The sequence below is a fragment of the Marinobacter sp. DS40M6 genome, assembly GCF_028581595.1.
GTDB lineage: Bacteria > Pseudomonadota > Gammaproteobacteria > Pseudomonadales > Oleiphilaceae > Marinobacter > Marinobacter salarius.
On sequence record NZ_JAFCAE010000006.1, the window covers coordinates 233,950 to 254,986 of the forward strand.

The following is a 21,037-nucleotide window of genomic DNA, read 5'->3' on the forward strand; positions in this document are numbered from 1 at the left end:
GGCTGGCCGATAACGCCGAATCCGGAATTTCAACAACAAAAAGGTGTAGTCAGGCCTGACCTGCTGCGGCCATAACCCTGACTAGCACCTCTTCTATACTCAACCCCGTCGAATCAATGACTTGCGCATCGTCTGCAGGCTTGAGCGGGGCGGCGGCGCGGTTCATATCCCGCTCATCGCGCACCCGTATCTCCTTTAAAAGGGCGTCAATATTAACATCGACCCCTGCGTCCTTCAACTGGCTGTAGCGTCTTTGCGCACGCTCTTCGGCACTGGCTGTCAGGAAGATCTTCACTGGCGCGTCCGGGAACACCACCGTTCCCATGTCACGGCCGTCCGCGACCAGCCCGGGAGGCTTCTGGAAATCACGCTGGCGCTGCAGCAGCGCGTCGCGCACAGGCTGCATGACAGCCACCTTCGAGGCATTGTCTCCACAGGTCTCTGTACGTATATCTGCGGTGACGTCAACACCGGCCATCAGTACCTTTGCCGGCTCACCTGGTGGGGTTGGCTCAAACGCCACATCGAGGCCGGCGGCGACGTTTACCAGAGACGGCTCATCATCCAGGGACACGCCCTGCCGCTCCGCAGCCAGTGCCGTGAGGCGATACAGCGCGCCACTGTCCAACAGGTGCCACCCCAACCGGCGGGCGAGCATCTGGGTAATGGTGCCTTTACCGGAACCGCCAGGGCCGTCCACGGTAATAACCGGTGCCTTGCTTTCAGCCATTACTCAGCCCCTTCGGCGGCGATATTGATGCCAGTCTGCTTTGCCAACTCCACAAAGCCCGGGAATGAGGTGGACACGTTGGCGCAATCGGTCACCTCGATGTCCCCTTCAGCCCGCAGGGAGGCGACGGAGAACGCCATAGCAATGCGGTGATCCCCATGGCTATTCACGGTTCCAGCGGTCATCGTCTGGCCACCATCAATGACAATACCGTCTGGAGTCACGGTGGTTTCCACTCCAAGCGCGGTCAGGCCGTCTGCCATCACCTGGATGCGATCACTTTCCTTGACGCGAAGCTCTTCGGCGCCGCGCAGAACCGTTCTGCCCTCAGCGCAGACTGCGGCAATAAACAGCACGGGGAATTCGTCGATTGCCAACGGAACCTGATCCTCAGGGATGTCGATACCCTTGAGTTCGGCGGAACGAACGCGAAGATCAGCGACCGGCTCCCCGCCAATCACACGCTCTTCGAGGACTTCTATATTAGCCCCCATCATGCGCAGGATGTTGATCACGCCGACTCTCGTCGGGTTCATGCCAACGTGGCGGATGGTCAAGTCGGAATCCGGGGCAATACTCGCCGCAACGAGGAAAAACGCTGACGAAGAGATATCCGCCGGCACGTCTATGGCGGTGGCGGCCAAGCGACCGCCACCGGTCACGCTGGCCGTCGCGGTATCGCGATGCACGTGATAGCCAAAGCCTTCCAACATGCGCTCAGTATGATCCCGGGTAGGAGCTGGCTCGGTAACGGAGGTTACGCCCTCGGCATAGAGACCGGCGAGTAACAGGCAGGATTTAACCTGGGCGCTGGCCACCGGCATCTCATAATGAATGCCGGTTAGCGCGTGCCCACCCCGGATTTTCAAAGGCGGCCGCCCGCCCTCGGCAGTGTCAATCACCGCCCCCATTGCTCGTAGCGGATCTGCCACACGCCCCATGGGACGCTTGGAGAGGCTTTCGTCGCCGGTGAGCTCGGAGTCAAACGGCTGCGCGGCCAGCAAGCCCGAGAACAGCCGCATGGCAGTACCAGAATTGCCCAGGTACAAAGGGCCGCGCGGCGCCTGGAGACCATTGATACCGACGCCGTGAATGCGGACAAACCCCGCGTCCGGCCCTTCTATGGTCACCCCCATGTCGCGGAACGCCTGCAAGGTTGCCAGGCTATCCTCGCCTTCAAGGAAGCCTTTCACTTCCGTGATACCGTCGGCAAGAGCACCCAGCATGATGGATCGGTGGGAAATGGATTTGTCGCCCGGCACGCGTATCTCGCCGGAAATCCGGCCGCCGGGTTGAAGACGGAACGTTACCTGTTTCTGACTGTTGTTTGTCACGTAAGCCTGTCCTGAAAGCATCTTGGAAAAATGTTCCCGCGCCGCCTTGGCGCGACTGAAAACCCGCAACAGAGTTGCACTGTCATGATCGGCGATGGCGGTACGGAGCTGATCCAGATCGTGGGTAAAATGATCAATGACCCGCAACACCGCATCCCGGTTGGAAAGAAAGATATCGTGCCACATCACCGGGTCGCTGGCTGCAATTCGGGTGAAGTCCCGGAAACCGCCCGCTGCGTAGCGGAAAATATCCAGATTTTCGTCCTCGCCTGCCAGGGTATCCACCAGTGAGAAAGCAATAAGATGAGGAAGATGACTGGTGGCTGCCAGCACCTCGTCGTGATAGGCCACAGACATGGTCAGAACCGTCGCACCACAGCCTTCCCACAATGCCCTGAGCTTCTCCAGGTCGGGCTGACCAACGTTCTCCGCCGGCGTGAGTATAACCTTGTGATTGGCAAACAACTCAGGGTTGGCCGCGCGGATGCCGCTTTTTTCAGAACCGGCGATGGGGTGGCCGGGTATCACTTTCGCGGGCAGGTCGCCAAACACCTCTCGCACATCGTTGACGAAACTCGACTTGGTGCTGCCGACGTCCGTCAACACGGCGTTTTCGCCAAGATGGGGCCTGATTTCCGCCAGCACTGCCCGCGTTGCCTTAACCGGTACCGCCAGCACCACAAGGTCGCTGCCGGCCACAGCCTCAGCAACCGACCCGGCAGCTTCATCAATAACGCCTAATTCCGTGCCAAGCGCCAATTCGTCCGCGCGCTTGTCAGCGCCCACAACGGTAACCGCGAGGCCATTGTCGCGGATCGCTTTGGCCAGAGAACCACCAATCAGCCCAAGACCAATAACAGCAACACGCTGGAACAGTGGCTGAATCTCGGACACGTTACTCTCCCCGTCCGCTGGACGTATCCAGTGCACGGGCCAAAGCTTCGATAAACCGTGCATTTTCTTCGGGCAAGCCAATCGACACCCGCAGATGCCTGGGTAGGCCGTAGCCGCCGATCGGCCTGACAATCACACCCTGCTCCAGTAGCGACTGATTGATGTCAGCCGCCTGATCGCCCACATCCACAGCAATAAAGTTGCCGGCAGACGGAATGTATTCCAGCCCCATGTCGTTAAAAGCGGACTCGAGCTGTTTCATCCCGGCTGCATTCACTTCACAGGAGCGCCGCAGATAGTCTTCATCGCTCAACACAGCCGTCGCCGCTACCAGAGCCAGAGAGTCTACATTAAAAGGCTGACGTACACGATTGATAACATTGGCAATGTCCGGCGAGCTAACACTGTAGCCAGCTCGCAGCGATGCCAACCCCCAAGCCTTGGAGAATGTCCTGGTAACGATCAGGTTCGGATAGCGCTTGAGCAACGACAGGCCATCCACATAGCCCTCCCCCTGAAGGTATTCACAGTAGGCTTCATCCAGAACCACCAGAACCCTGGGGGGAATACGGGCCAGAAACGACTCGATCGCCTCAGCGCCATGAACCGTGCCCGTGGGGTTGTTGGGGTTGGCCACAAACACCAGCGCGGTGCGATCTGTTATCGCCTCCACCATGGCGTCGAGGTCATGGCCATAGTCCCTGGCGGGCACCGACACACCTTTGGCGCCGATCGCCTGGGTAACAAGCGGGTATACCGCAAAAGCATATTGGGAAAACACGACTTCCGAAGAGGCATCTGCAAAGCACCGTGTGATCACCTCCAGGACATCGTTGGAACCGTTGCCAAGGGTAATCTGAGCGGGCGCCACGCCGTATCGGGCCGACAATGCCTGCTTGAGATCAAACCCATTGCCATCGGGATAGCGACAGAGCTCGTCCAGGGCTCCCTTCACCGCCGCCAGCGCCTTTGGGCTGGGCCCAAGAGGGTTTTCGTTGCTGGCCAGCTTGATGATGTTGTCGGGCTTCAGGCCCAACTCCCTGGCCAGCTCATCAATGGGCTTGCCCGGCTGGTAGGGGGATAGCGCCTGCACGCCTTTGACCGCCAGACTTTGGTAATCAATCGACATTTCGACCTTCCTCAGTCATTTGCGTTTCTGTCACAGGACCCCAATAGGATAGGACCCCAGGCGCTTCAACTCGACCGCCTCTTCATCGATCTCTGACAGCACCTTGCTGACCTGCGCATCTTCCACATGGCCCTCAAAATCGATGTAGAACACGTAGGCCCAGGTGCCGCTGGGCGATGGGCGGGTTTCGATACGGGTCAGGCTCAGACCATGTTTGTGGAACGGCTCAAGCAATTGATACAACGCACCAGGCTTGTTGCGCATGGACACCAGAATGGACGACTTATCGTTACCACTGGCCGGCACTTCCTCACGGCCGATGATCAGGAAACGGGTGGTGTTGTCCGGACGGTCTTCGATACTGGTCGCCAGCATTTCCAGGCCGTAAAGTTCCGCTGCCATGTCTCCTGCGATCGCGGCTGTGCCCGGCTCTTCCGCTGCGCGCCTCGCGGCTTCGGCATTACTACTGACCGTGACCCGCTCAATACCGTAACGATGGGTATCCAGCCACTGCCGGCACTGGGCGAACGACTGCTGATGGGAATAAATGCGGACAATGTCCTGCCCCTGGTGCTTTGGCGACACCATCAGGTGGTGGTGTATCCGCAACTGCACTTCGCCGCAGATCTTCAGCGGCGAGGACATGAACATATCAAGGGTATGGTTGATCATACCTTCCGTGGAATTTTCCACCGGGACCACACCATAGTGGGCCGCGCCGGATTCCACTTCACGGAACACTGCATCGATGGCGGGCAAAGGCACGCTGACCACGGAGTGCCCAAAATGCTTGAGCGCCGCCGCCTGGGTAAAGGTGCCAATCGGCCCGAGGAAAGCGATGTGCATCGGCTTTTCCAGTGCCAGGCACGCGGACATGATCTCCCGGAACAGTCGGGCCATCTCCTCGCCGGACAGCGGGCCGGGATTGCTCTCCTTTATACGCCTCAAAACCTGGGCTTCACGTTCCGGACGGTAGAAGAATACATCCTCACCCGGGTTGGCTTCCATCTTCACGCGAGCCACTTCCTGGGCGCATTCCGCGCGTTTGCTGATCAGGTCCATGATTTCCTGATCCAGGCGATCAATATCGACCCTCAACTGCCCGAGACGGGCCTGCTCATCGCTCATGATCAGCCCCGCTCCTTCGCAAACACGGTCATGTAATCAATCAACGCATCGACACCGGCTTCTGGCATGGCGTTGTAGACGCTGGCCCGCATGCCACCCACGGAGCGATGGCCCTTGAGGTTCAGCAACCCTCTCTCATTCGCACCTTTCAGGAAAGTACTGTTGAGCGCGTCATCTGCAAGGGTGAACGGTATATTCATCCAGGATCGGAAGCGCGGGGATATCGGGTTGGCGTAGAAGTCGTTCTCATCAATAAAACCATACAGTTTGCTGGCTTTACGACGATTGACCTCACCCATAGCCGTAACACCGCCCTGCTCTTTCAGCCATTTGAATACCAGGCCTGCGAGGTACCAGGAGTATGTCGCCGGCGTGTTGTACATGGAGTCATTATCCGCAATGACCTGATAGTTCATCATCGTCGGCGTGATCTTGAGCGCCTTGCCCAACAGATCCTTGCGAATGATCACGACCACCAGGCCGGATGGACCGATGTTCTTCTGGGCCCCGGCGTAGATCAGGCCAAATTTCGAGATGTCCAGCGGGCGTGACAGCATGGTGGATGACATATCCGCCACCAACGGCACGGAACCGCTCTCCGGCACGAAGTCGAACTCCAATCCGCCGATGGTTTCATTAGGCGTGTAATGCAGGTAAGCCGCATCGGTGCTCGTAGTCCAGCTATCCTGATCGGGAATGCTGGCAAAGCCACTCGATTCGCTGCTTGCCACGACATTAACCTGACCATAACGGCTGGCCTCGGCGATGGCTTTCTTCGACCAGATACCCGTGTTCACGTAGTCCGCAGACGTCTTGTCGCCCAACAGGTTCAGTGGAATGGTCGAGAACTGGCTGGACGCACCACCCTGCATGAAGAGTACGGCGTAATCATCTGAAACGCCGGCCAATTCCCGAAGGTCTTTCTCGGCAGTTTCGGCGATTTCCACGAACTCGTCACTGCGATGGCTCATCTCCATCACGGACATGCCGGTGCCGCGCCAATCCAGCATCTCTTCCCGTGCCTGTCGCAAAACAGGCTCCGGCAAGGTTGCCGGGCCTGCACAAAAATTATACGCCCTGCTCATCACTTCCTTCCTCACCGTCGACCTCTTCGGCATCGGTTTCGGCAATACGCTCAACACCCACGAGGCGTTCGTCTTCCTGGCTCAGTTTGATCAGGCGAACACCCTGGGTGTTCCGGCTCAGAACCGATACTTCGTCGGTGCGGGTACGCACAAGCGTGCCTTTGTCCGAGATCAGCATCATTTCGTCGCCTTCAAACAGCTGCAACGCCGTGACCAGGTTGCCGTTACGCTCGGAACACTGCATGGCGATAACGCCCTGGCTGCCCCGGCTGTAGGTCGGGAACTCGTCGAAGGTGGTGCGCTTACCGTAGCCGTTCTCACTGGCCGTCAGCAGAACCGCGTTTTCCTGCGGAATGATCAGTGACACAACATGATGCCCTTCCGGCATTCTAATGCCACGCACACCACGAGCCGTACGACTCATCGGACGTACCGCTTCCTCGTTGAAGCGAACGGCCTTGCCCGCCGAGGAGAACAGCATGACTTCCGCATCACCCTTGGTGATGGCCGTACCAATCAGGGTGTCACCCTCGTCAAGCGACAGAGCAATCAGACCATTGCTGCGCGGACGGGAGAAATTCGGCAACGGCGTTTTCTTGACCACACCCGCCGAAGTGGCCATCAGCACGTACTGGTCTTCCGGATAGTCACGAACCGGCAGGAAGGTGGTAATACGCTCCCCTTCTTCCAGCGGCAGGATGTTGACCATCGGACGACCGCGGGACGCGCGGCTGGCCCGGGGAATCTCGAACACCCGCAACCAGTACACCTTGCCCCGGTTGGAGAAGCACAGAATGGTGTCGTGGGAGTTCGCTACCAGCAGTTTCTCGACAAAATCTTCGTCTTTCATGGACGTAGCGGCCTTGCCACGACCACCACGGCGCTGGGCCTGATAATCTTCGACGGCCTGAGTCTTGGCATAACCACCGTGGGAGATGGTGACCACCAGATCTTCCTCGTCGATCAGATCGGCGATGGTCAGGTCACGCTTGGAGCTGGTGATTTCGGTCAGACGGGTATCGCCAAACTCGGTCACCACCGCTTCCAGTTCTTCACGGATAACCTGCATCAGACGGTCCGGATCGCCCAGAATTTCCAGCAGGTCGGCAATTTTCTCGAGAATGTCCTTGTACTCATTCTGGAGCTTTTCAGTCTCAAGACCGGTCAGGCGGTGCAGTCGCAGGTCCAGGATCGCCTGAGCCTGTTCTGGCGACAGGTGATAAAGACCATTACGCAGGCCAAAGATCTCCGGCAGATCATCGGGGCGACATGCGTCTTCGCCCGCCCGCTCAAGCATCGCCAGAACGTCACCCGGTGCCCAGCCCTGAGCCATCAGCTTCTCTTTCGCCTCGGCCGCAGCCGGAGACGCCTTGATCAGCGCGATGATTTCATCGATGTTCGCCAGAGCAACCGTGAGGCCTTCCAGGATATGGCCACGTTCGCGGGCTTTACGCAGTTCGTAAATGGTACGGCGGGTAACCACTTCGCGGCGATGCCGGACAAATGCGTCCAGCATTTCCTTGAGGTTGAGGATTTTCGGCTCGCCGTTGATCAGGGCGACCATGTTGATGCCGAAAACCGTCTGCAACTGAGTGTGGGCAAAGAGGTTATTAATGACCACGTCCGGGTTTTCACCGCGACGCAGCTCAATCACTACCCGGATACCTTCCTTGTTGGACTCATCCCGCAGCTCGGAGATGCCTTCCAGTCGCTTCTCTTTTACCAGCTCCGCAATTTTCTCGATCAGCCGCGCTTTGTTCAGCTGGTACGGCAGCTCGGTAATAATGATGGCGTCGCGGTTGGTTTTCTTGTCGTGCTCGATTTCATGGCGGGCACGGATGTAGATGCGCCCACGGCCGGTGCGGTAGGCCTCAACAATGCCGGCGCGACCATTAATGATGCCCTGGGTGGGGAAGTCCGGCCCAGGAATATGCTCCATCAGGTCGTCGATGGTCATATCCGGATTATCAATCAATGCCAGGCAGCCGTTCACAATTTCCGTCAGGTTATGGGGCGGAATATTGGTGGCCATACCCACGGCAATGCCTGAGGAACCGTTTACCAGCAGGTTGGGAATCCGAGTGGGCAGTACGTCCGGAATCTGTTCGGTGCCATCATAGTTGGCCACGAAATCCACAGTTTCCTTGTCCAGATCCGCCAGCAGGGAGTGGGCAATCTTCTCCATGCGGATCTCGGTGTAACGCATCGCAGCCGCGTTGTCGCCGTCGATGGAACCAAAGTTACCCTGACCATCCACCAGCGGGTAGCGCAGGGAAAACGGCTGGGCCATACGAACAATGGTGTCGTAAACGGCCGAGTCACCATGGGGGTGATACTTACCGATGACGTCACCCACCACACGGGCGGATTTCTTGTAGGCCTTGTTCCAGTCGTTGTTGAGTTCGGACATGGCAAACAGTACGCGGCGATGCACCGGCTTGAGGCCGTCACGCACGTCTGGAAGTGCCCGCCCCACGATGACGCTCATGGCGTAATCGAGATAGGACTGCTTGAGCTCGTCTTCAATATTTACCGGCAGGATCTCTTTGGCTAACTCACCCATCGAGAAAGGTTCCTTTGCATTTGCTGGAAGTCGTTTCAGGGCCGTTCAGAGCGCCCCATAGTTATTCTTTAACAAGCGGCCAATACTACCACATTCAACCCCTTAGCGGGGGATATGGCGGTGGCCGTCAGTCAAAAACCACAGTCTTGTTTTCGTAGGTAATCACACGGTCTTCAATGTGTGCCCGCAAGCCCCGTGACAGCACGTTTTTCTCCACATCCTTGCCCAGCCGAACCATGTCTTCAATGGAGTCGCTGTGGCTGATGCGGACCACGTCCTGCTCGATGATGGGGCCTTCGTCCAGATCCTGGGTCACATAGTGGCAGGTGGCGCCAATCAGCTTCACACCCCGGCTGTAGGCCTGATGGTATGGGCGGGCACCCGCAAACGACGGCAGGAAGCTGTGATGAATGTTGATCACCTTGCCCGGGTACTTCTCGCACAGACTACCGGGCAGGATTTGCATATACCGGGCAAGCACCACTACATCGGCGTCATAGCCTTCTATCAGGCCATCCACTTCACCGAAAGCCTCGTCGCGGTTGTTCTGGTTCACCGGAATATGGTGATAGGGTATCTCATGCCACTCCACCATGCGCCGGAGGTCTTCATGATTGGAAATAACCGCCACGATTTCGGCATTGATCTCGCGGCTGTGCCAGCGATGGAGCAGATCCGCCACGCAATGGGATTCCTTGCTGCACATCAGGATCACTTTCTTGGGCTGGGCCGAATCAGCAATGTGCCAGTTCATATTGAACTCGCGGGCAATCGGCTCAAAGGCCGTGCGGAACTGGTCCAGGCCGAAAGGGATCGAGTTGGCCTTGATCTCATGCCGCATGAAGAACCACCCGGTCTGGGTGTCGGAGTGGTGGCTCGCCTCTGTAATCCAGCCATTGTAGGTCGACAGAAAGTTACTGACCTTGGCAACAATCCCCACCCGATCCGGGCAGGAAATCACAAGACGATAGGTATGCTCCATGGAAGCCTTTCCTTAATCTGATCCGGGATCACGGGCGCGCAATTTCACACCCTTAAAAATGACCGGCTATGATAGCTTATCTGAGCACCAGAAACGAGGCACAGAAACATGGACAGACACCCCCTACAGGTACGTACCCGAAAAGCCGTCGCGAGCCGCTCACTGGCCGCGAGAATGATGATCGCCCTGGCGCTGCTGCTACCTCTACAGCCGGTGACCGCAGAGGCCATTCTGGAAGGAGAGCGCCACCACCCGGTACAGGCCAGGAACGGCATGGTGGCCACCAGCCACACCCTGGCAACGGAAGTCGCATTGAACGTGCTGAAGAATGGCGGCAATGCGATGGATGCCGCCGTTACGGCGGGATTCGCCCTGGCGGTTACCCAGCCTCGCTCGGGCAACATCGGCGGCGGCGGGTTTATGCTCTACGCTCCGGGCAACGGCGAAGCGGTTGAGGCCATCGACTATCGGGAGAAAGCACCGGCCGCTGCCACCGAAACCATGTTCCAGGACGACGATGGTAACGTGGTCGAGAATCGCAGCCGCTTCACCCACAAGGCATCCGGTGTGCCCGGCACCGTCGCCGGCCTTGCGATGGCCCTTGAACGCCACGGCACGCTGTCGCTGGAACAGGCCCTGGCCCCGGCGATCAAGCTCGCGCGGGAAGGCTTTATTGTACCCGCACGCTTCACCGAGGGCCTGGAACAGGCGCGGGAACGACTGCAGCGCTGGCCGGCAACTCTCGCAACCTTCTATAAAGAGGACGGTTCTCCGTGGCAACCAGGCGAGCGATTTCGGCAACCGGAGCTTGCCGACACCCTTCAGCGCATTGCCGATCAAGGCATCGATGGCTTCTATCAGGGCGAAACCGCGCAACTCATCGTCCAGGAAATGGAACGCCACGACGGCCTGATCACCCTTCAGGACCTGAAGAACTACCGCCCCAGAATCCGCCAGCCGGTTCATGGCACCTACCGCGGACATGATATCTATTCCATGTCACCGCCCTCCTCTGGTGGCACTCACATTGTGCAGATTCTGAACATTCTTGAAGGTTACCCGCTGGCCGAGTTCGGTCATAACTCCGCCGCCGGTATTCACCACATGGCCGAAGCCATGAAGCTCGCCTACGCCGACCGCGCGGAATACCTCGGAGATACTGACTTTGTGGAGGTGCCGCTAAAGGGCCTGACCAGCAAGGCCTATGCCGAAGCGTTGCGTAAAACCATTGATCCGGCCGAAGCCCGGCCTTCGACCGAGATCAGTGCCGGTAACCCTGAGGCCTATGAAAGCCCGGAAACCACCCACTTCTCCGTTGTCGACCGCTGGGGCAACGCGGTTTCCAATACTTACACCATTAATTTCAGCTACGGGTCCGGCATCACCGTTGACGGGGCGGGGTTCCTGTTGAACAACGAAATGGACGACTTCAGTGCCAAACCCGGCGAACCCAACGCCTATGGACTGATCGGTGGCGAAGCCAATAAGGTGGAACCCGGCAAGCGCATGCTGAGCTCCATGTCGCCGACCATTGTCAGGCGCGATGGTCGCAACTATCTGGTTACGGGAAGCCCCGGCGGGTCCCGAATTATCACGACAACCTTGCAGGTGCTGCTGAATGTGATTGATCATGGCATGAACATTCAGTCTGCGGTGAGTGCCCCGAGGATTCACCACCAATGGTTGCCAGACGAGATCCGCATTGAACAGGGCATCAGCCCGGATACCGTGAGGCTGCTGGAGGAAAAGGGGCACAAGGTGGTGAAAAAAAGTGCCATGGGCGCCATCCAGAGCATACTGATCGATACTGAAGGAACCCTCTACGGCGGTGCAGACCCGCGCCGCAGCACATCCTCAGCCATGGGCTATTGAGGGGCACACAGCCCCGGGAGGCATTATGTTTTTATCCGTTCAACTGAGTTGTTACCCACTCACCGATGACTACAAGCCGCCCATTCGCGCCGTTATCGAGCGTCTTGAAAAAACAGGTCTGGAGATCCATTCGGGCCGTATGAGCACCGAAATGTTCGGTGAGTACGATGAAGTGATGCGGGTCCTGTCGGACACGATGAAATGGTCGTTCGAGAAATACGGTAAAGCGGTGTTTGTGGCCAAGATCATGGAAGGTGATCGCCGGCCACGCTAGGGCGTTTGGGAGCCAGCCGCAGGCATTCTGCTCTAGTCTGGAGTAACTCTCAAAACACGTCCGTCAGCATTATCCGTCAGCAGATAAACCGAACCGTCAGGGCCCGTTACGACGGCCCTGATACGTTCGCCCAGCTCGCCGAACAGAGTTTCCAATTCCGTTGCCTCGCCGTCCGCCAACCGGACACGATGCACCTGCCTCGTCACCAGCCCGCCAACCAGCAGATCGCCCTGCCACTGAGGAAACAGATCGCCGGTGTAAACGGTCATGCCCGATGGAGCGATGGATGGCGTCCAGTGCAGCAGCGGCGCCTCAACGCCCTCACGCTCCTCGAACGGGGTTACCCGCGCGCCGGTATAATCCAGCCCATGGGTGGTGACCGGCCAACCGTAATTGGCGCCCGGGCGAATGACGTTGATCTCATCACCACCCCGGGGCCCGTGTTCATGAGCAATCAGCCGGCCCTGTTCGCTGTCGTAGGCCAACCCCTGCACATTGCGGTGACCATAGCTGTAGATTTCACCCTGGTAGGAGTCGTGCCCTGCAAAAGGGTTGTCGTCCGGCACGCTGCCATCCGGGTTAAGGCGCACAATACTGCCAATGTGGTTTTGACGGCGCTGGGCCTGCTCGCGGTAGTCGAAACCGTCTCCGAGGGTTAACACCAGCGTATCATTCGGCAGCCATACCATCCGCCCTCCATAATGAGCGCTGCCCTTCTTGGCCGGTTGTACCCGGAATAGTTCGCTCACATTCTCCAGGCCCTGCTCTCCCAGTTGCCCCCTGGCCAGGCAGGTGTGATTGGCATCCATGGTGCCACAGGCATAACTCAGGTAAATCTGTCGGCTCTCCTCGAAGTCCCTGGCGGGAAGCACATCAAACAGCCCTGCCTGGCCGGATGCGAAAACCTCTGGCACACCATCCAGCGGTTCCGGCATCAGGTCGCCGTTAGCCGTCAGCATTCGCAAACGTCCCGGCCTTTCAGTAACCAGCATTCGCCCATCGGGCAGGAACGCCATTGACCAGGGATGTTCCAGGCCGCTGGCCACAGTTTCAATCGTATAGTCTGTCGCCTCAGCCGCTATGGCATCAGATTCAGGCAGAACCGCCCCGGCAACCATCAGAAGCATCGCAACAGGCACTCCCGAGGCATTGCCATTTTTACGGGGCAACCGGGAAACCAGAACGGCAAACAACAAACCAGAGAGAGCAGCCGTTACCAGCATGGCCAACAGTCCACCCATATCTCGCGTGGCAGCGATCAACGTAGGCATGGGCGCCAATGCATCCACAATCCGCAAGGTCGCCCACAATCCCACAGCCGCGGCAAGCGGGCACAGCCACAAACGGCCTGATTGACCAGCCAGCCGGGCCACAAGAGACGCAGCACCCTGAGAGAACAGGAAACTGAGCCCGAAGAGGATGGCGTACAAAGGGGCAAAGTTCAGAAGATCCTGAACTGTGGTTTGCAAACGGGTCGCCATACTGATTTCAACCCCCAGGCCTTCCAGCGCCTGGAGATTGAACTGGGTTTGCACAAGGCTGCCCAGCACGGAGCCCACGATCAACGCGACGATGAACGCCAGCACCACTCTCCTCCAGCCAACCGATGCTGCCATTACTTCTCTCCGGAAGGCTCCAGCTTATCCTGAGTGCGCAGTTCGAAGTCACTGGCGTCGTGCCGTTCATGCAACTGCCTGCTCTCCTCGCCCCAGGTGCGGTTTACCATCAATCCACGCTTGACCGCCGGGCGTTCTGCGATCTCATCGGCCCAACGCACCACGTTCTTGTAGGTATGCGCTTCCAGGAATTCCGCCGCTTCATACACCTTGTTTTTCACCAGTGCGCCGTACCAGGGCCAGATCGCCATATCTGCGATAGTGTATTCGTCGCCCGCAATGTAGCGATTGTCGGCCAGTTGCCGATCCAGCACATCCAACTGGCGCTTCACTTCCATGGTGTAGCGGTTGATCGGGTACTCGTATTTTTCCGGTGCGTAGGCGTAGAAATGGCCAAACCCACCGCCCAGGAACGGCGCACTGCCCATTTGCCAGAACAACCAGTTCATGGTTTCCGTGCGCGCCACAATGTCCGTCGGCAGGAACTCGCCAAACTTCTCAGCGAGGTAAAGCAGGATGGAGCCGGATTCAAACACGCGGACGGCCGGCGTGTGGGTGTGGTCCATCATCGCCGGTATCTTGGAATTCGGGTTCGCGTTCACGAAACCACTGCCAAACTGTTCCCCCTCGGTGATGCGGATCAGCCAGGCATCGTATTCCGCTTCCTTGATGTCTTTGGCCAACAGTTCCTCGAACATGATCGTGGCCTTCACGCCATTCGGGGTCGCCAGTGAGTAGACCTGGAACGGGTGCTCCCCTACCGGCAATTCTTTCTCGTGAGTGGGTCCGGCAATCGGGCGATTGATCTGCGAGAAGGCTCCGCCGCTCTCGGCATCCCATTTCCAGACTCTCGGTGGCGTGTAGGTGTCATCGGTCATTCATTCTTCCTCAGTTTAGTGGATCTATTGGTAACAAGGCCTCACGCGGCCAGTTCCTGGCGCATCATGTTCAGCAGTCCGCCTTCGATAACCATACGGACCTGGCGCTCGCTAAGTTCATGCGTCAGTTCATAACGTTCGCCGTTCCGGGTATTTTTCGCAACAATCCTGTCCCCGGCTTTTAATGTTTCAACCAGCCCCTCAATCGATAACTCATCGCCCTGCTCGATGCTATCGAAGTTCTCCGGAGTGACAAAGCTCAAAGGCAACACACCAAAACTGGACAAATTCTGCCAGTGTATGCGCGAATAACTCTTGGCAATCACTGCCCGCACGCCCAGATAACGGGGCGCCAGCGCCGCATGTTCACGGCTTGACCCCTGGCCGTAATTGTCACCGCCAACGATCAGAGACCCGGTGTCCTGATACTCTTTTGCCCGTTCCGGATAGGTTGGGTCCAGCCGGGTATAAGTAAACTCGCTGATGGCCGGAATGTTACTGCGAAACGGCAGTATCCGGGAGCCGGCAGGCAGGATGTCGTCGGTGGAAACATCGTCACCAACCTTGAGCAGAACCGGCGCCTTCAACGAGTCAGGCAGCGCCTCAAACGTCGGCAGGGTGCTGATGTTCGGCCCCTTCTCAACCACCGTTAATTCCGGGTGCTTCGCCGGCGGGCGGATATTGCGATCGTCCACATAAAAGGTGCTGCGCTCGTCGAACACAGGATAGTTTATATCGAGATCACGAGGGTCTGTAATCACGCCGGTTAATGCAGACGCCGTGGCTGTTTCGGGGCTGCAGAGACAGACTTTGTCTTCATCAGTACCCGACCGACCCGCAAAGTTCCGTGGAACGGTGCGCAGGCTGATCTGATCCGTTGCCGGTGCCTGCCCCATGCCAATGCAGCCATTGCAGCCGGTCTGATGCAGGCGCGCCCCAGCGCTGAGCAGATCGGTGAGATAACCCAGTTCTACCAGGTTTTCCAGAACCTGACGCGACGTGGGGTTTATATCGAAAGATACTCCCTCGCGAACCTGACGGCCCTTCACCATCATCGCAGGAACTGCGAAATCCCTCAGGCCAGGATTCGCGGAGGACCCAATGTAGGCCTGGTAGATGGGCTCGCCAGCCACTTCCCGCACCGGGAACACCTTCCCTGGACTGCTGGGAAGTGCAATCAACGGCTCCAGCTTGCCCAGATCGATCTCGTCATGCAGATTGTAGGTGGCGCCGCGGTCGGCTTCCAGCCTCTGGAAGTCACCTTCCCGCTGTTGCTGCCTGAGAAAATCCCGCACCGCATCGTCCGCCGGGAACACCGTAGCGGTGTGCCCCATCTCCTGCCCCATGTTCGCGATCACATGGCGGTCCATCGCGGACAGCCCTTTCAGGCCCGGCCCGTAATACTCGATAATGTTCCCGGCACCGCCCTTCACTCCGTGGCGGCGAAGCATTTCCAGGATGACATCCTTGGCACTCAACCAATCCGGCAGTTTCCCGGTCAGCTTCACGCCCATGACCTTAGGCATGTTGAGATAGAACGGCTCTCCACACATGGCCATGGCCACAGCCAGACCGCCAGCCCCCATTGCCAGCATTCCCAGGGAACCGGCAGCGCAGGTATGGCTGTCGGAGCCAAGAAGGGTCTTGCCCGGTTTTCCAAAGCGTTCCATGTGCACTGGATGGCTGACGCCGGACCCGGCCGGGCTGAACCACAGGCCGAACCTCTCGCAGGCACTGCGCAGGAACAGGTGATCATCGGGGTTGCGGTTGTCAGTCTGCAGCAGGTTGTGGTCAACGTACTGCGCGGACAACTCGGTTTTGACCTGGCCGAGCCCCATGGCCTCCAGCTCGAGCATAACCAGTGTACCGGTTGCATCCTGGGTCAGCGTTTGATCGATCTTCAGCCCGATTTCCTCGCCTGTCTTCATCGTTCCCGACACCAGGTGTGACTCGATCAGCTTCGTGGCAACATTGCGCGGTTGATTCTTCGTCTGTTTCGTCATCGGATGACCTCCATGCGAGCCAGATTTCAGACCTTCATACCGTTAACTATAGATCCCGCTGGCCAACCCTGTCGTCAGGACTAGGGAAAACACAGCTCCTTGCTTCGGGACGTCAGGCTGCTCCACTTCGGTTTGCTGGTGTTGCGTACTTTTTTCAGATAGGTGTTCACGTCGCTGAAGTGCTTTTCGGTGGCACCCATCCCGATTGCCTCGTCCCGGTGAACACCGGACATAAACATCAATGCCTTATATTCATCACCGCCATCATCAATCGTGCCGCTGAGTAACTTCAGATGTGAGGCGCAAAAGATGTGCAGGTTGCGTTTATCGTAATCAACCTCTTGGGCCCAGGCCCAGCTGTTAAAGCTGAGCGCCACCAGAAAGACAGAAGTGCACAGGGTTGGCTTCATGAGGTTTTACTCCCGAAAACACCAAGCGCTGTTGGTGCGTGAATTGCGTGGTCGTCCCGGACGGACTGGGCGTAAACAGCAGCCCAGATGGGACATGTCAGAAATCGGTGCAGCCTTGTTCACTGGAAAGGTTAACTCCAATCAACAAGGCTAACCAGTAGATCAGGCAAGTGTCTTGCGATTGCGGAATTTCAATGTGGCCAATGGAAGCAGTAACAACAGCCAACTGGCTGCGCCACCGCCACCGCTACCGCCACTGCTACCGCTTGGCGCCACCTCTTGTTCCAGAAACTCCAACTCATTTTCAGCCATGGTCATCAATGCTTCGATTTCATTCAACCGAATCTGTTGCGCCTGGAACAGTCCCTGATCCAGCTGCTCTTTGATTAACACATCGCTATTCGAAATCGCTCTGGCCACATGAGCCAGTCGACGCTTGAGCTCGGCGTTACCCAAGCGCACTTCACCATCCGCAATTTCCGCCCCTATACCCAGAGAAACTCCGCCGTTCAAGTTACCATTCATGGCCAGTACGTTTAGCTGTAAAAACTCACGATACGGCAAGCACTGTGATGGGTCTTCGGCAGGATCACCTTCTGGAATGGTTCCGATAACAGGCTTCGGGTCAGCAAAAGGATCAGAGCAGTCATAGTCAGGTGCACTCCCATCGCTGTAAACCGGGTAATCCACAACGCTCATCTGACTGATGTAAAGCCCGTTATCGCTCCCATTCGAAGACTGATTTGCGTCCAAACGCCAGGATTCGCCAACTTCACCGTCTACATAGGTGCCGTCGAAAGCTTGCCTAACCGGCCCGCCAGCCGTTGCTGTTGAATCGTGCCAGCGTATACGGAGGTTGTTTTCCTTGAGTACCAGAGCGCCATTGGAAAAGTCCTCGTCGCTAACAATACAATCCGTGCCGATGCACAGATTCCCCTGCACGACCGTTTCATCCGCCCTAATCTGATCAGCATTAGACGATGAAGCCGCAGCGGCACACACTACAAAAAGACTGCATTTAAACAATTTCATGATTGATGGTTCCCAGCTGAGCAAGTGTTGTTAGTCAATCTGGGCCGCAACAGCCTCAAGCCGATCAACCAGGTCAGTCAGGCGGGATTCCAGGCCAGCCAGACGAACATCCAGGGCATCCACTTCATCAGACACCGAGGCCGTCGCCGTCGTTTTGAATGTGTTGAACTGCGCGAGTGTTATCGCATCGCTATCGTCGACAGCGTCCGCCACGAACGTTACCCGACGCTCGGAGCCCAAATCGCCGACCGAGATCGCATCCGCCACCACTTCCGCGCCGGCGCCCAAGGCTACGTCGCCTTCCGCAGAGATCACCACAGAATCAAGCTGGCTGGTTAAATTCCTGATAAAGAAGGTCGACGGCAATGCCGATCCACCATCCGTGATGCCCAGCAACCAGTCCTCGGTCGGGAAACTTGCAGAGACGCTAGTATCCCGCAACAGGATCTGCGGTGTTGGTGAATGCAGTCGGAGTGTGTCGAAACCAAATTCAGCATCAACCACACAGTGTTCGCCGGCACACAAAGACCCCTTCACGATCAGATCATCCTGAACGACCTCATCCGCGTGACTCAAGACAGGTAACGATACTGCAAGTGTAGACGCCAAAACGAAGGACTTTCGCATTCCATAATCCCTATTTGATGATACGCAGCCAATTGTGCGTAATTAGTCGCATTCCAAACTCAGGCGTCCGCCTCGCAACGAAGACCTATCCAATAAATAGACAAACAGCTGAAGCTTATGTCAGAAAATTAATAAATCAATGAAATACTTGCGACACGATAGATTTATGGCCGCTCAATTAGAGCTAGTATGGTGTGATTGCCTGTCACGTTTCTTGGGCCAGGCCAAACCCGAACGGAAATCGGGGCCATAATAAACAAGGGGAACAGCCATGAAACAAATTGTTCTCGTGTCTTCCATTGGTGTCCTCGCTGTAACGGCCAGTATTTCTTTTTGGCTGAGCCAGACTGACTCCTCTGTTGACACCGAAAAATCGATCAGCAACCCGCAAGCTACCCAGGCACTGACTCAAGAGCCGCAATCGACCAGCCAAAGCCAGAACAGAGGGCTTACAGCCGAACAACAGGCTTTGCTGGACAACCCGCAAACGCTGGAACTGGCCAACCGGCTCGACTTTGAGGAAGAACTGCACACCTTCTTTGCGAACGCCAAGAGCCTGTCTTCGGAAGAGCGCGCAGCGGAGGCTGCAATGCTGGAACAGCGCCTGGCTGAGTACGAACGCCTGGGACAGGTCAGCGCAGCAGAGAGCCTGATGGTTCGCATTGCCATGACAAAACTCACCATCGAAGACGAAGCCGCGCAGAAACGGGCGTTGCAAGGCCTGATTGACCGGCAGAATGCCGCTGCGCAGGCACGCAAAGAAGAATGGCTGGCCAAACCCAGGCCGGAGTTTGAAGCCTATAAGCAGCAGGAGAAACAAATCGTGCAAGAGGTGATGGCAATGGACAAAGTGCCTGCAGGAATGACCCGCAACGAGTACTTACGCCAGCGATTGCTGGAAGCCCGTGTGGCCGCCAACAAAAATGGCGATGCGCCTCAGTAACGCATCGCCATCCCTATCGGCGGGTTCCCCGATTCCGGAGAACCTTGATACCTAATGTTCTACAGAAGCTGATCAAGTGCCCAGTAGAGCGGATTGAACGGCTTGTTGTAGTCAGCCTGCTGATCGGTTTCAGAGGCCTGCATCACAGCACCGCTTCCGTTCAACACATTGGCCACAAAGTCATCCAGCTCCAGCCCGGCTTCCTGAATGTCTGAGTTGGCAAACTCAATAATTGTGGTGCAGTGGCTCTCGTTCACATCGCGGAACCATGGCAGGTAATACCCAAAATTATTCAGGTTGGACAGGGTACCCTTCAGGCGCTCTGTATCCGTATACCAGCGTTCGTGGATCAACGCCTCTTTGGTAGCCTGATCCGGCGCATTCTCGATTTCCGGATAGAAACGCTCGTAAGAATAGGAGGAGTAATTCAGATCCTGCCAGAAATGCGTATGCCCCATCCGATCATTCGGTAGCTCCGCAGAAAGGGCCGTATACAGTGAGCCGAGATCGTTCAGGTTCATCAGTGGAAGCCCGTCACTGAGGTATTCCAGCGGACCATTGGGCTGATCCAACCCCCAGGCATCACGGATAAACGACTGCAACAACACCGAAGGATAAGCTTCTGGATCCGCTCCGGAAGGCGCGCTGAAGGCAGGTCCAGAGTCGTTGATCATGTACCCCCGGTTGGGCTCCATATCTCGGCGAGTCGGGTGATAATTGGTCAAACTGCCCAGGCCGCCGGCACTGCATCCGGTCGTCAGCAATTGCTTCGGCCGTTGCAGATTATCCTTCACCCACGAAATCGCGGCGCGGGTGTTGCGAAGGCCATTGTGATGCCAGATCAAAGGCTCCGCTTCCCCTTCCGGATCTTCGTACACGGCCACCTTGTCACCGGAGTAGACGTCTCCCGTGCAGTACGGGATATAAACCATGTTCCAGTTCTGGGTCTTGACCGATGTCAGTGGATTCAGGCGCACCACAAACGGACTGACCAAGCTGGCACTGGGGTTTGTCAGGTTCATGTAGTCATCGGGAATACCGTCCGGGTTGCGGGCTCCCCGAATGCCCGTCTGGCCAGAGCAGCTCTCGTAATCCCAGCAAGCGCCGCCCCCTTCCAGGTAGATAATCGTATTACTGGTGTTCGGCACGCGGTTCACAAAGAACTTGTACTCAGAGCCGTTACCACAGACAGCGCCGGTTTCGGGTGCCAGGGGAATGGTTTGCCAGGCGTAATAGTTGCCTGGCGAAAAACCATCGTTGAACCCCGGCGGGTTGGCAAGTAAGGGGTAGTCACCCTGACGCTGAGCTGCAGTAACCGGGTTATCCGCTGCCGGTGGATTAACCAGATTCCCGAGTGTTCGCCAGAAACCATAGTCACCCAGCTCAGCCATCGCCGGGCCTGTTACGCCCAGTAGAATAAGAACAACTAGCAGTTGGTTCTTGATGCTCGTTTTCACAGGCATCCCTCCTTGATTGTTGTTATTGGGGCGTAGTCAATCATTGAGTTCACCCCTGAATCGAAACTAGACGTGACACT

17 protein-coding genes are annotated in these 21,037 nt (G+C 57.2%); 3 read left to right on the forward strand and 14 right to left on the reverse strand.

Features of this window, described 5'->3' with window-relative positions; translation table 11 throughout:
• Positions 1 to 49 precede the first annotated feature (49 nt).
• The 7 genes from cmk to purU all read right to left on the reverse strand — a co-directional run bounded on the left by cmk (position 50) and on the right by purU (position 9,845).
• Positions 50 to 730: a (d)CMP kinase gene (gene cmk / locus JJO78_RS16645; protein WP_075196911.1), complete on the reverse strand. Its 681-nt coding sequence runs from the start codon at positions 728 to 730 to the stop codon at positions 50 to 52.
• A complete protein-coding gene (locus JJO78_RS16650; RefSeq protein WP_273624170.1) occupies positions 730 to 2,958 on the reverse strand; it encodes a bifunctional prephenate dehydrogenase/3-phosphoshikimate 1-carboxyvinyltransferase in 2,229 nt (742 codons plus the stop codon). Before JJO78_RS16650 ends, cmk begins: the two co-directional genes overlap by 1 nt.
• A 1-nt stretch (position 2,959) precedes the next feature.
• Complete coding sequence (hisC, locus tag JJO78_RS16655; protein WP_127401005.1) at positions 2,960 to 4,087, reverse strand: histidinol-phosphate transaminase; 1,128 nt, start codon at positions 4,085 to 4,087, stop codon at positions 2,960 to 2,962.
• A 30-nt stretch (positions 4,088 to 4,117) separates the two neighbouring features.
• Positions 4,118 to 5,215 (reverse strand): prephenate dehydratase, encoded by a 1,098-nt coding sequence (gene pheA / locus JJO78_RS16660; RefSeq protein WP_075196914.1) that lies wholly within the window; start codon positions 5,213 to 5,215, stop codon positions 4,118 to 4,120.
• Between the two features lie 2 nt (positions 5,216 to 5,217).
• A complete protein-coding gene (gene serC, locus JJO78_RS16665; RefSeq protein ID WP_273624171.1) occupies positions 5,218 to 6,300 on the reverse strand; it encodes a 3-phosphoserine/phosphohydroxythreonine transaminase in 1,083 nt (360 codons plus the stop codon).
• The gene (gyrA, locus tag JJO78_RS16670; protein WP_036208563.1) at positions 6,284 to 8,863 is read right to left on the reverse strand and encodes a DNA gyrase subunit A; all 2,580 of its coding nucleotides are present in this window, start codon (positions 8,861 to 8,863) and stop codon (positions 6,284 to 6,286) included. The genes serC and gyrA overlap by 17 nt, the downstream gene beginning before the upstream one ends.
• A gap of 127 nt (positions 8,864 to 8,990) precedes the next feature.
• Positions 8,991 to 9,845, reverse strand: a complete 855-nt coding sequence (purU, locus tag JJO78_RS16675; RefSeq protein WP_273624172.1) for a formyltetrahydrofolate deformylase — start codon at positions 9,843 to 9,845, stop codon at positions 8,991 to 8,993.
• A gap of 174 nt (positions 9,846 to 10,019) precedes the next feature.
• Here purU and ggt point away from each other — a divergent pair, with 174 nt between their 5' ends.
• Together ggt and JJO78_RS16685 are read left to right on the forward strand one after the other, a co-directional pair.
• Positions 10,020 to 11,717, forward strand: a complete 1,698-nt coding sequence (ggt, locus tag JJO78_RS16680) for a gamma-glutamyltransferase (protein ID WP_273624181.1) — start codon at positions 10,020 to 10,022, stop codon at positions 11,715 to 11,717.
• Positions 11,718 to 11,742: 25 nt separating this feature from the next.
• Positions 11,743 to 11,991 carry a YkoF family thiamine/hydroxymethylpyrimidine-binding protein gene (locus JJO78_RS16685; RefSeq protein WP_273624173.1) on the forward strand — a complete coding sequence of 83 codons (249 nt, stop codon included), beginning with the start codon at positions 11,743 to 11,745 and terminating at the stop codon, positions 11,989 to 11,991.
• Positions 11,992 to 12,023: 32 nt separating this feature from the next.
• Here JJO78_RS16685 and JJO78_RS16690 read toward each other — a convergent pair whose 3' ends face one another.
• The 6 genes from JJO78_RS16690 to JJO78_RS16715 form a co-directional block, all read right to left on the reverse strand.
• The gene (locus JJO78_RS16690) at positions 12,024 to 13,607 is read right to left on the reverse strand and encodes a PQQ-dependent sugar dehydrogenase (RefSeq protein WP_273624174.1); all 1,584 of its coding nucleotides are present in this window, start codon (positions 13,605 to 13,607) and stop codon (positions 12,024 to 12,026) included.
• On the reverse strand, positions 13,607 to 14,485 hold the full coding sequence (gene yghU, locus JJO78_RS16695) for a glutathione-dependent disulfide-bond oxidoreductase (protein ID WP_273624175.1): 879 nt from the start codon (positions 14,483 to 14,485) through the stop codon (positions 13,607 to 13,609). Before yghU ends, JJO78_RS16690 begins: the two co-directional genes overlap by 1 nt.
• Positions 14,486 to 14,526: 41 nt before the next feature.
• Positions 14,527 to 16,488 (reverse strand): aconitate hydratase, encoded by a 1,962-nt coding sequence (locus tag JJO78_RS16700; protein ID WP_273624176.1) that lies wholly within the window; start codon positions 16,486 to 16,488, stop codon positions 14,527 to 14,529.
• Between the two features lie 80 nt (positions 16,489 to 16,568).
• Entirely contained in the window at positions 16,569 to 16,898 is a 330-nt protein-coding gene (locus tag JJO78_RS16705; protein ID WP_273624177.1) for a hypothetical protein, read from the reverse strand.
• 162 nt (positions 16,899 to 17,060) lie between these two features.
• Positions 17,061 to 17,840 carry a hypothetical protein gene (locus JJO78_RS16710; RefSeq protein WP_127400996.1) on the reverse strand — a complete coding sequence of 260 codons (780 nt, stop codon included), beginning with the start codon at positions 17,838 to 17,840 and terminating at the stop codon, positions 17,061 to 17,063.
• A 120-nt stretch (positions 17,841 to 17,960) separates the two neighbouring features.
• Positions 17,961 to 18,557, reverse strand: a complete 597-nt coding sequence (locus JJO78_RS16715; protein WP_127400994.1) for a hypothetical protein — start codon at positions 18,555 to 18,557, stop codon at positions 17,961 to 17,963.
• Between the two features lie 271 nt (positions 18,558 to 18,828).
• Here JJO78_RS16715 and JJO78_RS16720 point away from each other — a divergent pair, with 271 nt between their 5' ends.
• Positions 18,829 to 19,500 carry a hypothetical protein gene (locus JJO78_RS16720; RefSeq protein ID WP_151981939.1) on the forward strand — a complete coding sequence of 224 codons (672 nt, stop codon included), beginning with the start codon at positions 18,829 to 18,831 and terminating at the stop codon, positions 19,498 to 19,500.
• 59 nt (positions 19,501 to 19,559) lie between these two features.
• Here JJO78_RS16720 and JJO78_RS16725 read toward each other — a convergent pair whose 3' ends face one another.
• Positions 19,560 to 20,963, reverse strand: a complete 1,404-nt coding sequence (locus tag JJO78_RS16725; protein ID WP_085681033.1) for a pectin acetylesterase-family hydrolase — start codon at positions 20,961 to 20,963, stop codon at positions 19,560 to 19,562.
• Positions 20,964 to 21,037: the final 74 nt, after the last annotated feature.

What these genes read in the sequence shown, in the direction of transcription:
- cmk (WP_075196911.1), bottom strand. Translation starts at nt 730, where the DNA reads ATGGCTGAAAGCAAGGCACCGGTTATTACCGTGGACGGCCCTGGCGGT.
- hisC (WP_127401005.1), bottom strand. Translation starts at nt 4,087, where the DNA reads ATGTCGATTGATTACCAAAGTCTGGCGGTCAAAGGCGTGCAGGCGCTA.
- pheA (WP_075196914.1), bottom strand. Translation starts at nt 5,215, where the DNA reads ATGAGCGATGAGCAGGCCCGTCTCGGGCAGTTGAGGGTCGATATTGAT.
- serC (WP_273624171.1), bottom strand. Translation starts at nt 6,300, where the DNA reads ATGAGCAGGGCGTATAATTTTTGTGCAGGCCCGGCAACCTTGCCGGAG.
- gyrA (WP_036208563.1), bottom strand. Translation starts at nt 8,863, where the DNA reads ATGGGTGAGTTAGCCAAAGAGATCCTGCCGGTAAATATTGAAGACGAG.
- purU (WP_273624172.1), bottom strand. Translation starts at nt 9,845, where the DNA reads ATGGAGCATACCTATCGTCTTGTGATTTCCTGCCCGGATCGGGTGGGG.
- ggt (WP_273624181.1), top strand. Translation starts at nt 10,020, where the DNA reads ATGATGATCGCCCTGGCGCTGCTGCTACCTCTACAGCCGGTGACCGCA.
- JJO78_RS16685 (WP_273624173.1), top strand. Translation starts at nt 11,743, where the DNA reads ATGTTTTTATCCGTTCAACTGAGTTGTTACCCACTCACCGATGACTAC.
- JJO78_RS16690 (WP_273624174.1), bottom strand. Translation starts at nt 13,607, where the DNA reads ATGGCAGCATCGGTTGGCTGGAGGAGAGTGGTGCTGGCGTTCATCGTC.
- yghU (WP_273624175.1), bottom strand. Translation starts at nt 14,485, where the DNA reads ATGACCGATGACACCTACACGCCACCGAGAGTCTGGAAATGGGATGCC.
- JJO78_RS16700 (WP_273624176.1), bottom strand. Translation starts at nt 16,488, where the DNA reads ATGACGAAACAGACGAAGAATCAACCGCGCAATGTTGCCACGAAGCTG.
- JJO78_RS16705 (WP_273624177.1), bottom strand. Translation starts at nt 16,898, where the DNA reads ATGAAGCCAACCCTGTGCACTTCTGTCTTTCTGGTGGCGCTCAGCTTT.
- JJO78_RS16715 (WP_127400994.1), bottom strand. Translation starts at nt 18,557, where the DNA reads ATGCGAAAGTCCTTCGTTTTGGCGTCTACACTTGCAGTATCGTTACCT.
- JJO78_RS16720 (WP_151981939.1), top strand. Translation starts at nt 18,829, where the DNA reads ATGAAACAAATTGTTCTCGTGTCTTCCATTGGTGTCCTCGCTGTAACG.
- JJO78_RS16725 (WP_085681033.1), bottom strand. Translation starts at nt 20,963, where the DNA reads ATGCCTGTGAAAACGAGCATCAAGAACCAACTGCTAGTTGTTCTTATT.